At 48.6% G+C, this 14,550-nt stretch carries 12 protein-coding genes; all 12 read right to left on the reverse strand.

The window, feature by feature from the left end:
• Positions 1 to 5: 5 nt before the first annotated feature.
• On the reverse strand, positions 6 to 755 hold the full coding sequence (locus GQF01_RS17135) for an ABC transporter permease (RefSeq protein ID WP_161407941.1): 750 nt from the start codon (positions 753 to 755) through the stop codon (positions 6 to 8).
• Complete coding sequence (locus tag GQF01_RS17140) at positions 748 to 1,485, reverse strand: ABC transporter ATP-binding protein (RefSeq protein WP_161407942.1); 738 nt, start codon at positions 1,483 to 1,485, stop codon at positions 748 to 750. Before GQF01_RS17140 ends, GQF01_RS17135 begins: the two co-directional genes overlap by 8 nt.
• Positions 1,486 to 1,548: 63 nt before the next feature.
• A complete protein-coding gene (locus tag GQF01_RS17145; RefSeq protein WP_161407943.1) occupies positions 1,549 to 2,472 on the reverse strand; it encodes a hypothetical protein in 924 nt (307 codons plus the stop codon).
• Between the two features lie 965 nt (positions 2,473 to 3,437).
• Positions 3,438 to 4,598, reverse strand: coding sequence for a Ger(x)C family spore germination protein (locus tag GQF01_RS17150; RefSeq protein WP_161407944.1), 1,161 nt, complete (start codon positions 4,596 to 4,598; stop codon positions 3,438 to 3,440).
• Entirely contained in the window at positions 4,595 to 6,046 is a 1,452-nt protein-coding gene (locus GQF01_RS17155; protein ID WP_328803473.1) for a spore germination protein, read from the reverse strand. The genes GQF01_RS17150 and GQF01_RS17155 overlap by 4 nt, the downstream gene beginning before the upstream one ends.
• A complete protein-coding gene (locus tag GQF01_RS17160; protein ID WP_161407945.1) occupies positions 6,043 to 7,140 on the reverse strand; it encodes an endospore germination permease in 1,098 nt (365 codons plus the stop codon). Before GQF01_RS17160 ends, GQF01_RS17155 begins: the two co-directional genes overlap by 4 nt.
• Positions 7,141 to 7,281: 141 nt before the next feature.
• A complete protein-coding gene (gene helD, locus GQF01_RS17165; RefSeq protein ID WP_161407946.1) occupies positions 7,282 to 9,576 on the reverse strand; it encodes an RNA polymerase recycling motor HelD in 2,295 nt (764 codons plus the stop codon).
• 16 nt (positions 9,577 to 9,592) lie between these two features.
• On the reverse strand, positions 9,593 to 10,564 hold the full coding sequence (locus GQF01_RS17170) for an ABC transporter ATP-binding protein (protein ID WP_161407947.1): 972 nt from the start codon (positions 10,562 to 10,564) through the stop codon (positions 9,593 to 9,595).
• Between the two features lie 36 nt (positions 10,565 to 10,600).
• On the reverse strand, positions 10,601 to 11,392 hold the full coding sequence (locus GQF01_RS17175; protein ID WP_202556426.1) for an ABC transporter permease: 792 nt from the start codon (positions 11,390 to 11,392) through the stop codon (positions 10,601 to 10,603).
• Positions 11,389 to 12,165: an ABC transporter permease gene (locus GQF01_RS17180; protein ID WP_161407948.1), complete on the reverse strand. Its 777-nt coding sequence runs from the start codon at positions 12,163 to 12,165 to the stop codon at positions 11,389 to 11,391. Before GQF01_RS17180 ends, GQF01_RS17175 begins: the two co-directional genes overlap by 4 nt.
• 84 nt (positions 12,166 to 12,249) lie before the next feature.
• The gene (locus GQF01_RS36330) at positions 12,250 to 12,405 is read right to left on the reverse strand and encodes a hypothetical protein (RefSeq protein ID WP_161407949.1); all 156 of its coding nucleotides are present in this window, start codon (positions 12,403 to 12,405) and stop codon (positions 12,250 to 12,252) included.
• A gap of 33 nt (positions 12,406 to 12,438) precedes the next feature.
• The gene (locus GQF01_RS17190) at positions 12,439 to 14,472 is read right to left on the reverse strand and encodes an LTA synthase family protein (protein ID WP_161407950.1); all 2,034 of its coding nucleotides are present in this window, start codon (positions 14,470 to 14,472) and stop codon (positions 12,439 to 12,441) included.
• Positions 14,473 to 14,550 lie beyond the last annotated feature (78 nt).

Raw genomic sequence — 14,550 nt, forward strand, 5'->3', positions numbered from 1 at the left:
CGTGTTCAAATCTCCTTTTTATCAAACAAATAAAAACCTGCTGTAAAAAACAATATACTACACGCGATCAGAAACATAAAGATGCTGCTCACCTTGCCAAGCGCCATACCGCTTCCAATCCAAAGCATATGCCAGTCTGTATAGGCAGTAGGCGAGTACGTGGCAATCTGCGGGATAAAAAAGGCGGCCACTTTAAACGCCAAATAGAGAAGTATGCTCACCGTGAGTGCCGAGGAGGAGCTGGAGAAGAACTGCGCCAGAAACACAGCCGCAATACTAAGCACCACCAGTGGCAGGAAAGCCGCGCCATAAGCGAGGAACCAGGTCATAATCGTGCCAAAGCCGCCATAATTCTGGAAAAACAGCGCTGAAATGACGGATGCCACTAAACCGGCAACTAGGTACAGTGCAATAAAAACACCAAGCGCAATCTGCTTGGAAGCGAACACTTTGAACCGCGTAATAGGCCGCGTCAATGTGTTCTTCATCGTGCGGTCGCCCATCTCACCGGAGAATACATCAGCAGCGCCCATGAAAACGAACAACGGCAGAAAAATACTCGTAAGCAGCCCCAGCATGATGATGGGAAAATCTTGCGAAGCAATGGCTCCGATTCCGATGCCGCTCTGAAACTGTGACAGCAGCAGCCCTGCTAGGAGCGGAAGCAGCAGCGTAACTACAAGGAAAAAAATCGTTTTCTTCTTGGACGTCATTTTGATCGTCTCGTTCCAGACGTTGGCGGTTAGGCTATGCATGCGCAGCGAGCCTCCTTACTTCTTTAATTTCGCGCAGATACGCTTCTTCCAGCGTCGCGCTTCCTTGTGCTATCTCGGACACGAGCCCCTCACGGACAAGCCGGCCTTGATGAATGATGCCCATGCGATTGCACATCAGCTCCATTTCATGGATGAGATGGCTGGAGATCAGGAAGGTGATGCGCTCTTCTCGCGCCAGGTGCATAATGATTTCGCGGATGTGAACCATCCCCTCGATGTCCAGGCCATTCGTCGGCTCATCAAGGATGAGCAGCTCCGGCTTCGACAGCATCGCTGCCGCGAGTCCTAAACGCTGCTTCATGCCCAGCGAGTAACCTGCTACCTTTTCCTTCTGAAAAGGGGTAAGTCCGACGATCTCCAAAACTTCGTCTACACGCTGCTTACCGATGCCTGGATAAAACCTAGCGGCCAGCTCCAAATTCCGTCTACCGCTCATATAGGAGTAGGCTTCAGCGGTTTCGATCAGCACGCCTACCTTGGCCATCGCCTGCTCATAATGCGTTGACACCGGATGACCAAAGAGCTTCACTTCCCCTTGCTGCGCTTTGATTAGCCCGGTCATGATCTTCATGACGGTCGTCTTTCCGGCGCCATTCGGTCCGAAGAACCCATAAATGTCGCCCTGCTGCACGGTCATGTTCACCTCGTGGATGCCGCGCAAGTTATTGTAAATTTTCGTGAGACGATTGATTTCTACGACTGGCTTCATACATTAGCCGCCCTTCAGGGAAATAAGGAGGTGGGCACTTGCCCTTGCCTCCTTCCTTTTTCCTTAATTTCTGTGGTGAGTTTTCTCTGGGTCAATCTTAACGGTTTCCAGCTGCTTACCAGTCAAATCTACGGTATCCGGTGTTGTCGAGTTCAAGCTGGACAGTGTCATATCCACACTCAATACGACGTTGTGTGCTGTACCTTGTGCATCTTTACCGGAAATATGAATTTGTGCGGTTTGATTGGTGATATGATTATCGCTATCCACGCTGGCGTTTACTTCCACTTCATCCATTTTGATGTCAGAGGTTAACTGAGGAAGGCTGTTTTTGAGTGTCGTTACATCGATACCAAGCGTATCTGCCTTGGATGGCATTGGACGTTGATTGTTCTCCATTGCACCATGTTTGATGGCAAGGGAGCCGATCGTGTTGACCACCGGAGAAATTTGGCTGCCTGATAATTTAAAATGAATCTCCTTCACGTTGCCTGGGGCTTCATCCATGGTGACATAGTTTTTGAGGTTGCCGACCAGGGCGTCTACCACATTTTCCACTTCGCTAACAACTTGAGGGTCCGGTGTGTGTCCTGTGCCTTCATAATCTTTGAATTTGCCACCCATGCCCTTGCCTTCTAAAACTTTGTAAACATCGGAATCGCCTGTTTTTATAATTTGTTTGCCTTCTTGGTTGTAGAAATGAATGGTTTGTTCGGCCGTGCCGTTATTGACGGTCACTTCTGCGCTTCCTGCGTGATTCTCACCGCTGCTTTTAATCGTGGACTTCACGTTAAGTAATTGAGCTCCGTTATCCTGCAAGGTCACGTTCACTTGGCGTGTTACATTGTGTACCGTTGCCGTTTGTTTCACGGCTGATTTGAACGTCTCATACCCGGGCGCATCGCCCACACCAGCGTATACCGACGTTACCAGCATCATGCTGCCTACCGCCACGCCTAATCCCATCATCGCTAACTTTTTATTCATACCTTATAGCCTCCGCGTCTTCTAACGCTCTATCTAATTTGGATGCGTTCCTCGCTTCCATATAATCATCTTATCCCGCCGATCTTAATTGCCTCTAAATCACCTATTAACCTCGCCTAAAACAATTCTTAAATATTTCTAAACTGCGGAGATGCAGATGTAGAAGCAGGGTGGGAAGTGGCTTGCGTGGTGAACATGTAGCTGGGAGGTGTGGAGTAACTCTAATCGTGTATATGGGCGCAGGGCGGGGAGTAGCTTGAGATAGTCAGCATGTAGACGGGAGGTGGAAGTCACTCTAATCGTGCATGTGGGCGCAGGGCGGGGAGTAGCTAAGATAGTCAGCATGTAGGCGGGAGGTATGGAGCGACTTGTGGTGATAAGAATAGGCGCGGCGCGGTGAATTGACTCTGATATACGAATTAACGTTGCGAGGGAGCTGATAAAGTAGGTAATTCCTAAACCACCTGTAAAAGTACATCAAAACTACCTCCTCACCACCGTTTGGATAAGAGATCATGTAATTTGTACAGCAAATTTCACGGAAATCCCTCATAATGTGCATACCCCCGATGATTTGATGTACATTATGCAGGTTTATCTCCCGAATTCTCAAATATTCGAATATTTACTGTACTATTTTCATGTTCAGTCCCTCCTCTGCCGGAGAGTGCCTCCCCTCCCTCACATAAGAGAACTAGAGTCCGCTATTTAAGCAGAATTGGCCTTCTCCACCGACACAGAAGAACTACAGGGTCTTATTTCCCTCTTAAGTCACATGTTCGAGCCAAAAATGACGAAATAGCGGAACAGAGTTCCCCTCACTCGCCAAATGTTGCATTTCCCGGAAAATAGCGGATTCCAGTTCCTCATCAACAGCAATACCTGACAAAGGACATAGCAAAAAAAGGCAAGCTTTCGCTCACCTCTTAAGACTACCTCCTGTATAAAAACACTGTTCTCTATGATCAGTACTGCTGATCTTTGACCCTCTCTCTCAACATCCCGGAATGCGTAAGCTGAACGTCCACCCGGACATCCCCCAACTCATAGTCTTCAAGCGAATGCTTACCGTTCAAAGTCAGCTTAGCCCATAACTTAAAATCCTGTCTATATAAGTTATGTTCCAGCTGATAGATATCAACGCCTCGGTCTTTGGCCATCTTGAATGTTTGCTCAATTTCTTCTGCGATCTGCTTTTCAATTTGTTTTTGCAAGGATGCCTCGTCCGCTCTCTCCAGGGATTCAATCGTGATCACCTTGCATTTCATGTGCACATCAAAGATCTGATTACTGTCTTTGCGCAGCCTAATGTGGGGTTTCGGTCTTTCAACTGAAACGGTTTGAACAGGCTTCCCATTCATATAAACGACTAATGGCGAACGAGCGCTGCTTTTCTCCATCCAGCGGTCTCCTTTAAACTGATTATATGAAAACCATTCGACCAGATTGTTTTTTCCTATCGCATAAACACCGTTAACTTCTAGCTTAGGATCAGGCTTCTGACTTTTCTTCCAGGTATCTTCTTGAATACTCAAGTTTGGCATCATCAAGGTGTAACCAGGTTCACGAAGCAAAGCAGCAACCCTGTACAATCGGAATGGACGTATATAGGACAATTGGTGATAATTCTCAATAGGATTCATCAAAATAGAAGCCATCGGGGAGACATTGAAAAAAGGAACAACCGAGAAAATGGCCTCAATTGACTCATCTGTACTATAGATCCATTGGGTAAATCTTGTTTCACTGTATCGAACAGATCCGTCCATAAATTTACTAATCCCTTGCTTCAGAGCCTCGCTGGAAAACAGATAGGCGCTGACGTGGCCCCAAAAAACGCGCTGCTGCGTCGTTTTATATAACCGATTGAAAGCTTCATTAACCGTGGCCCCTTCTTCACGACCTACCCAAATCTGAGGCGGCTGCCCAGCTTTGCCCGCCTCCTGCTTCGCAACGGAGCTGAAATCCAACATCTGCGCATAGACGATGTAGTGCCCTTTTTGGAAATCGAAGCCTATCGCTGTAAAGTAGTTCGTGTCTTGAATCGTTTTCATATCCCAGCAGCCTGTCTGACTGACGAGAATCAGCACGCCGACCAACATCCGCCCTAATCGATTCATGATCATTGAGAATCCTCACTCTGACGTGTGTCGTCCTTCGGGCTTAGCATCTTAGGTCTACTTTTCATGCTGCTGAAAGGCTTGGCGAAAATCGCAGGAATCATTTCCCTAAAGCGAGGCGGCGACAAGGGCGACAAGTACGGAACACCGAATGACTCTAAGGTCGACATGTATAATACAAGCCCGATCAGCGACACCATGAACCCATAGATCCCAAAAATCATCGATTCCAATAAGATAATCACTCGCAAAATCGTCACGATCCCAGCAAGTGTCTGGTTCACGAGGGTATACATGGCTATCGTCGATATTGAAGTTATGACAAGGGTGGTCGGGCTGGTGATACCAGAACGAATCGCCGCATCGCCAACAATCAGCCCTCCAACAACGGTAACGGTTTGTCCGACAACTTTAGGCAGCCTCGCGCCAGCTTCTCGAAACAATTCAAACAGCAGCAGCATAATAATAAAATCCATAGGACCCGATAACGGCAAACCCAGTCTGGAAGACGAAATGGTAGCGACTAACGAAAACGGAATTTGGTCGAGATTAAAAGCAGAGAGCGATATCCAGAAACCGGGAAGAAACGTAGCAACAATCAGTCCCCCCAAACGCAGTACTCGTTCGAACGCTACATAGTAAAAAGGAGAGTGTACATCTTCTGGCGATTTTAGAATAAACATCAAATTTGCCGGAGCGATGAGAGCCATCGGTGAACCGTCGACAATAATGGCGAAACGTCCGCGCAGCAAGCTATCTGCTACAAAGTCAGGTCTGCCCGCATAATCCAGCAATGGAAAGAAATTATACTTTTGCCCCGTTAACAACTCTTCCAGTTGAGAACTGGAAATCAAGGCATCTAGATCAATTGCCTGCAAACGCTGCCTTGCGTCCCGAAGCACATCCGAATCGATGACATCATCGATATACATAAGTGCTACCGTAGTGTGGCTTCGCTTGCCTATTTCCATCTTTTCACAACAAAGACTGCGAGTTAACAGCCTCTTGCGAATCAACGCAATATTGGTTACGATGCTTTCCGTGAACCCATCCCTTGGTCCTTTAATGGAAGTCTCGGTATTGGATTCTTCCGGCGATCGGTTAGGCGGATTGGACAAATCGAGCCCAAAGAGGCGTTGTTGCTCTTCAAAGTACATAACCAGAAACCCTGAATATAGATTGACCGCCATCGTCTCCATAACGTCAGGTCCTGTCATCTCCTGCATTTGAAGCAGTGTAGGGAGCGTGAACTCGGACATGTCCCTCTCCTGTCGATGCGAGATGATATGCTGAAGGTGAGGGAGTACACGCTGCTCTATATGATCCTTATTAATCATACCGTCGCAATACATTAGCAGAATCTTCTTACTGACATCCCCCTCAGATAACGAATACTCCTTGATGATGACATCGGCCGACGAGGCAAACCAATCTCGCAAATCTTGCTCATTCACTTCATCACCTTCTCCTTGCGCCTCATCGGCAGAATGGTCAGTACAAGCAGGACAACAAGCAATCCTGCACCGGTAATAAACATCATGGGGTAATACCAGTCTTGGATAAAATTCACCATCTGTTTGTCCGTGACCGGCAGCAGGCACATCGTGACGAAAAATAGACTCAGCCCGATTAAAAGCAGTGTCCGGGTACGTTTCTTCTTGATCATCAACACATCAATGGAGAGAAACATCAGCATGGACATGCGGATACATGCGCCCGATATCCACTGAAAGATAGATAAGAAATCCAGATGGGAAATATATTTCCCAAGTGTCACCATACGCCATTGTTCAAAAGCAGGATACCTTAATTCATCCGCTTCAAACGGTCCAAAAATCGCAATGGCCCCAATTAAAGGACCGACAGTGAGACCTACTAAGCAAGCCCCAACGATGAGCAAAGAGGGTAGCCGAATACGAGTATCTGCATGATGCTGGAGAAAAACAATACTTAACAGTTCAAATGAAGAACCGCTAGTTAAATACATCGATTTCAGCGCAGGTCCATAGCCATGGGTAAATAAAGGCGTAAGCAAGCTGTAGTCTTTGTATTGAAAATTTGCGCCCATTACAAAATAGCCTAGCAATACAACCACGGGGAGCAAAATACCTGAGGTTATCGCGATGGCCCTCATCCCTTCACGGGCAGCAAAAAAGCAGAAAACCATAAATGCCAACGAAATCATAATTGGCGGGGTTCGCGGCAAATAGGAGATGTGCGTCCATGTCACCATATCCTGCATAGTAATGGTCGCATGCGTCATGGCAATGCCGATTACGACTACTTTTAGAAGGAATACAACGAATTTCCCGTATCTCTGTCCGATCCATAGCAGCAAGTTCATCTGTTTAGAGCGTTTGATCACGATATACATGAGACATACCCACATGAATGTAGGTAGGATCGATAGTCCCGCACCCACCCACGAATCACGTTTACCGAAATGCAGCAGCACAGGGATTAGGAGTACATGATTCGTTATGGCAATCGAAATAATAATGACGTAATACAACTGAAGCGCAGTAATCTTCCTATAACTTGCAGCCATAAGGTAATCTCCCACTTTGGTATTAGGTGGAAACTTTTTATTTGTTAAGCTTTCCAATCCAGGTGGAATTATGCAAGAACAGGACATACAAAAACCGCCCCCCGAATGATTCGAAGGGCGGTATCTTCAACTGGCGAATATCTAATCTTGCGGGAGAAAAGGTGTCAACTCACCTTGGTAGCAAACATCAAGGTGATGCAGCGCACGGGTGCAAGCCGTGTAAAACAGCTTGCGCTCCTTCGCTTCCGCGTAGACAGCCGCACCGGCATCGTAGAGGATCACGGCGTCGAACTCGAGCCCTTTGGCGAGGTACGCCGGCATAATCATGACGCCTGCCTCATAGTGCAGCGTCTCCTTCGTGATCCGCGTGAGGCCAGGCAGCAGCGGCTTAAGGGCTGCGTGCGCGGCTTCCGTCTCGCGCTCGGTCTTGCACAGAATCGCGACGGAGCTAGCACCGCCGTGCTGACGGGTCAGCGCCGTATCCGCGACCAAACGGCAGAGCTCGGTCTCGCTGGCCGCGCGCAGAAGACGCGGCTCCTCGCCGCTGCGGCTGAACGGCTCGATCGGCTCGCCGAACGGGAGCACGCGGCTGGCGAACTCGACGATTTCGCGCGTCGAGCGGTAGCTCTTGACGAGACGGATCGTCTCCGTCTCCTCCTCTTTCATCAGCTCGCTGATCGAGCTGTACTCGTTCTTAGGGCCATCCGCGTCGCTGGCGGCGTTCGCGTGCGTGAATATCCCTTGATTCCAGTCGCCAAGCAGCGTAAACCGGGCACGCGGGAACAGCTTCTTGAGATACGCGTAGTGGAACGGCGAGTAGTCCTGCGCCTCATCTACCAGACAGTAACGAATAGTTCCAACACGCAACTGCCCTTCAACAAGCCCCTTCAGATACACAAGCGGCGTCGCATCCTCGTAGTGCAGAATCCCTTGTTCCAGTGCAGCAGAAGTGAAAGAGCTGATGCTCTCCCAAGCCTCAGGAAGCTTCTGGCCAGCCTGCGCCATCAACTCCTCATGCAGCTCTCTATTCGTGTATAGCTCACGATACATGCCGAGTACATCGACGTAAGCAAGGTTGCGTGCCTTCTCCTTAAGCGGAGCAATGGCTTTGTGCGCCTTCATCTTACTCATCTTCTTCATCTCGGGTTCCGTACCGAGATATTTGGGCTCCCGCACCATTTTACGATAGAACCGTTTCTGCGCATCCGCTTGAATCTCATCCAGTTTCTCCAGCATCCACTCGGATAGTTGCTCCATGCGTTCACCAAGCGCGAGAATCGAGGCTTTGCCGTAGAAGCGTTCGCTGAGCTCTTCCGCCGTAATCAGCACTTTCTTCCCAACCGACAGATCAACGAAACGGATTCCGCCATGCTTCAATTTCTCGCCATAAGCCTCGATGACGCTGAGGAAGGCTTCCGACGTTTTGTAGGGGATGCTTTGCATCCGCGCCTTGTAGGCAGGATCTTGCTCCGTGCCGGTCAGAATAAATTCCAGCTGATCGTAGGGATCTTCAAGCTTTAGCCCTGTGCCGCTTAATTTATGGGTTAAATAATCTTGAAAAGTCGTCTGCTGCATGGTCGCTTCGCCCAGCTCTGGAAGTACGTGCGAGACGTAATCGCTGAACAGCGAGTTCGGCGAGAACAAAATCATATTATCGGCGCTGAGCGTCGTCCGATATTTGTAGAGCAAATACGCGATGCGCTGCAGCGCGACTGAGGTTTTGCCGCTGCCAGCTGCGCCCTGCACGACAAGCACCTTGTGCCTGTCATCGCGGATGATCTGATTCTGCTCGCGCTGAATCGTCGTTACGATGCTGTGCATCTTCTCGTCGGCGCTGCGGCTGAGCATCTTCTGCAGCATCTCATCGCCGATCGAGATCCCGGTATCGAACACATCCTGCAGCTCGCCGGCTTTGATAATGTACTGGCGCTTGAGCAGCATGTCGCCGCTGACATCCATCTCCGGGGTGTGGTACGTGGCCGGCCCCGGCGGGTAGTCATAGAATAAGCTGGCTATCGGTGCCCGCCAGTCGTATATGAGTATTTCATCCGTCTTCGGATCAATGAAGGAGGTGAGACCAATGTAGATCTTCTCGCGCTCCTGCTCGCCTTGCTCCTGGAAATCTATGCGCGCGAAATACGGCGCATCAACGACGCGCTGCAATTTGTACAGCGCATCTTGCGCCACCTGAAAGCTGCGCTTCTGACCCATCAGCACATGCTCCTGCTGGGCCATACTCGCTGCTGTCTCGATGAGATCATCAGCGTTATCCGCATTGACGGAGATATCGTCCCAGAAGCTTCGTCCGATTGCCGTTAATTCCGATCCGCGCTGATCGACCGTCTCCCCCAGGTCCATAATCCGCTCTTTAATTTGGGAGCGTACAGAGGCAACACGCTGATCTTCCCGCTCCCGTTCTTCTTCATTAATTGGCATTTATTCTCCCTCCTGCCTATTTGTATACCCCATGGATGACTTCTTCAAACTCAGGTTCTTCCATATGTACATCGTCCATATCGCCCCAAAGACTGACAACTCGCAGCACATCCATCGCTTTTAGCTCTTGGCGGTTGCAGGCAATCGTCAGCACGCCAGCCTCCTGCTCCACGACGCGGAACGGCAGCTCCCAGCTCTCTGGCACTTGGATGTCCCCGCGATACGTAATCTTCATCATCGTTGGTAAACCAATTCTGTCTCTTAGTGTATCCAGTGAGCCGTCGTATCCGATCTGACCGTGATTAATCACAATCACCCTTTTGCATAACTGCTCGATATCATCCATGTCATGCGTCGTCAGCAAAATTGTTTTCCCAAACTCCTGATTTAACGTCTGCAAGAAGCCGCGAATGTTCTTCTTAGCTACAACATCCAGCCCAATCGTAGGTTCATCAAGGAATAAAATGTCGGGATCATGCAGCATAGCTGCCGCCAGATCAGCACGCATACGCTGACCGAGCGAAAGCTTACGAACAGGCATATCCATCAGCTCTTTAAGCTCCAGGAGTTCATTCAACTCATCTAGTCGGCGGCGTGAGGTGCTCTCCTCCACGCGATACATCGCTGTTAGAATCTCATAGGAATCCTTAACTGGCAAATCCCACCATAGCTGACTGCGCTGCCCGAACACGACGCCAAGCTTGCCAACGACGCGCCTTCGGTGCTTTTGCGGACTTAAGCCATGGATCAGCACTTCACCCGATGTTGGATGCAGGATGCCAGTCAACATCTTAATCGTTGTTGATTTTCCCGCACCATTAGGTCCAATATACCCGACGAACTCGCCAGATTCAATCTCAAAGCTTAGATCTCGTACAGCTTCCTTTTCTTTATACGCCCGCGAGAACAAGGTGCGGACACCTGAAAATCTGCCTTCTTGGACGACCGGAGTATGAAATGTTTTGCGCAAATTTGTGACCGTTATCATGTTGACGCCATCCCTCCTTTTTATTAACGATATTAACTAACTTCCTGTGCTTTGATAGCGGGATAAGCCCAGTTTCCAGAATCGCATAGCCAGCCAGAGCGCAGCGCAAGCAACAGCCACAGTGCCTAGCAGCATGCCGATACCACCTTCGTGCCTCAGTAAATACAACGTCGGTATGTAATTCACAAAGCCAACCGGAACAAGCACTAGAAGGGCTCCTTGCAGCCATTTGGGATATAACGTAAGCGGATAGCGAGCCGCTGTTTGGGAGGCGTCCTCCGTCATATTTTGTAAGGATTCGATGCGTGTCAGCCAGAAGCCCGCAGCTGCCGTAGCCAGCCCGATCGCGAATAAAATAATCGCTCCCGTACAGATAATTAATGCCGTTAACGGGATCGAGGGCCACCCAATTTGCCCATTAGCCATCAGAACTCGCATGGCAATAATGAGCAAGATGATGCCCTGACCGATTTCAGCGAAGAGGATGCGGGAGTTTTGTGTCATCAGCGCTAACAGCACTGGGACAGGGCGCGTCAATAGCGCATCCAGGTCACCGGATACGAGATATTTTTCCAAATGATGCACATCAGAAGCCAGCGTACGGTAAATCGCTTTGGAGATCATCATGACGCCATAGAGATAACAAACTTCATAGAGCGTCCAACCTTTGATATTGCCGAAGCGCATCATCACTAGCGCCACCATGAGAAATTCAGAAATTTGTATGCATGAGGCCATGAGCGTTGAGAAAATAAAGTTGAATTTATACTGCATCCGGCTGCGTATGCTCGCCTTGATCAGCAGGAGATAGAGCCTCACTGACATCATCCGCCCTGCACCTCCAGCTTTCTGCGTACCGCATGCGTAACAGCCAGACAGGCACAAGTAAACCCGATGCCCCAAAGAAGAGCCCCGAGCACAATCGTGCCTTGTTCTAGCTGCATGTAAATACGAGTCGGATAATAGAGTAGATACGGATAAGGTGTGAAATTACTTATAGTGCGAAGCCAACCTGGCAGCCATTCCAGCGGAATGAAGAAGCCGGAGAGCAGCATGCTGAAGGAGTAGTTCAGCCAGTAAAACCAACGGGATTCCGTGGTCCATAAGGCAGCAATGCCAATCAAATAGTTCATGCAGATGGAGATATAAGCTGCTGCAACCAGCGCAATCGCTGTCCAGCCGTAAACGGAAGCCTGGTGTGGAAGCTGTAAGGAGAAAATAAAAAAGTAGAGGACGTAAATCGGGATAAATTTATACAGAAACTGATACCATACTTGGCCCCATTCCCTGCTCATAGCTTGATAGAACAAATGCACGGGCCTCATGAGATCAACCGCAATCTGACCTGTGCGCACCGACTGTTCGAGTCCTAGTCCGTTCGTCGTAAACTGTGTAATCCAGAGGATCGCCTGGTTAAAAGCAATGTAGCCGACCATCCCTTTGGCTCCGTAGTCGCCGAGCGAGGAGTCGCTGCCGAGTCCAGACCAAATACTTGCATAAATGAAGCCAAACACTGCACTGACGGCATTATGGAGCAAATGCGAACCGCGATATTGCAAATTTCTTGCGTATGCCTTACGGGCTAAAACCGCGAAAAGCATTGTACACCTCCTATGTTTTTTCGTGCAAAAAAACGATTTTCCACTGCAGCCGCAGCGTAGAGACGGAGTTCCATATTACCAAAATTACCCTATGAATGGCAATGTTTTTTTTGCAAAGCAAAGAATTGCTGAAATAACGGGAGAATTTCCCTTTAAAATTTGAGTCAGCACGACAACTGCCAGCTGGGCCCATCCATGGCGACCAACGCAAAAAGAAGCTTTCCCTAAAGTCATTTTCATATGACCTAGGGACAGCTTCTTTCCTAAACTATTTTACTGCGCACTCACAGGCTTAGCTTCCGGAGGACTACCGCTATCCCCTTCAGCCCGAAGTTTGGAGTCCGGTTGATCAAACTCGGCATTGTAACTAGGCTGCGAGGCCTTCGTTAAATAATCATGATCAATGTAACCGGCTAGATACTGCTTGCCGAAGAGGAGATCATATTGAACGTTCCTGTAATCGTCAATCAGTGTTTTGGCAGATTCAGGCGCTTCCGCATGAAGCGTTTGGTCTTGATCCACAACCAGATTGCTCAACAATCCAGGTACTTGCGCGGCCAGTTCCGCGTTCAGCGTGAAGTTCGCTGGTTTCTCCATATGCAGCATATCCAGAACATGAGCGCCTAGGAAGGAATCGCTTAGCAGCGGAATATCCTGCTTGGGCATATCGAAATTCGACCAAGTCACGAGCGGAATGCTGTGCATTTTCTTCACTTCGTCCAGCGACCAAGCATTGGCATTGCTAGTTGAGATGAATCCAGCTTCTTTGTACACTTGGTAATCGAGGCCAAGCATCGGCAGATGGTCCCCATAGAAGACGATCATCGTAGGTTCATCCGAATTTTGATAATGATCGATGAGCATTTGCAGACTTTGATCTGCATCATGTGCACCTTGCGTATAAGTTTCCAAAATCGTTTTGGCTTGCGGCGTCAGATTGCCCTCCGCCTTGAACTGATTTTCTCCGTACCGCGGATCATCGTAAGGACCGTGATTCTGCATCGTAACGGTGTAAATAAACATCGGATCCTCTGTTTTATCCACCTCATCAATTATGTTGCGAGACACCTCGGCATCCGAGATGAAGTAACCCTTCGTTTCCGGATTCACGAAATGCTCACTGCTTTTGAAAGATTCAAAACCAAGCTGTTTGTAGACGGAGTTGCGATCCCAGAACCAGCCTTCATAGGAGTGAATCCCCATACTTTTGTAACCCTGACCGGCAAAATAACTCGCTAAACTTGGAACAGGTTTACTTACATATTGCTGATACGGGATAGATCCTCCCGGCAGGAAGCTCATGGAATTACCAGTAAGCACTTCGAACTCTACGTTGCTTGTTCCGCCACCGAATTGAGGGGACAATAGGTAACCGGAGGTCGACTCTTTCTGCAAACGGTGGATCGTAGGCAGTGGGTCTTCACTGAATGTCACATTTGACAGCAACGTTGGATCCCAGAATGCTTCGCTCATAATGAAGATAACATTCGGTTTCTTCCCTTGCAGCGTATCGACTGACGCCTTTTTCATAGCTGGCTGTGTTTGAGCCTGGGAGACAGATTCAATATTTGCCGCTACAGCTCCAATGGCCACATCACTGTAGGTTTCCGGCTTCTGAACAATGGAATTCTTCACGTTGAGTGTGAAAGCCAGCGCTGTCCCATTATTCGCATAGTTTTCTTGTTGATTCCAAACAATTTCATTCACACCGATATGGTCCAGAATTTTGCCTGCTAACGGCGTTTTGATCCCGAAAGCATATAAGGCATAGAGCGAGAACAGCCCTAAACCAACTCTTGAGATAATCGAAATCGTGGTGCGTGGAATAATCCATCTTAAGGCAAGTACAACAATAATCGAGACAATGATAGCTCCGATTCTGATCAGCGCGGCTTTACCCGTCACAAGCGAAGCGATATCCATACTTTCTTTGTTGAGCAAAATATCCCACGGGAAGAATGGCTCCCCAATCATTGTCACCTTCATGTAAGAAATTAAAGCCATAAGGCCAAGCAATAAGGTCGAGATTGCTCCTGAGATCGCTAGGGACCCCACCAAAGCATAAATAAAAATAAGCAAACAAAAGGTGATTCCTGCATTTAATAGAAAAAGCGATTGATTGGACGTAATCCAACTCATCGTATCATGCAGCGAGCCGCGCTCGAGTAGCTCCATGCCGGCCACTGATAATACAGGTAATAAAATTAAAAAAAGTACTAACGAAATCGTCGCACCCAGTCGTTGTGGTCTCATCTTCTTATTCGGCTTCTTGCGAAGACGGCTCCGGGGCTTCAAATTCAAGTGCATATTGCATCACTCTCCTCTTGCCCCTATTCTAAACCCCAATTGTGAAGAAAATATGTAGATAACCTTAAAGGAACCTTA

It is taken from the genome of Paenibacillus silvestris, assembly GCF_009882985.1.
GTDB classification, from domain to species: domain Bacteria; phylum Bacillota; class Bacilli; order Paenibacillales; family NBRC-103111; genus Paenibacillus_E; species Paenibacillus_E silvestris.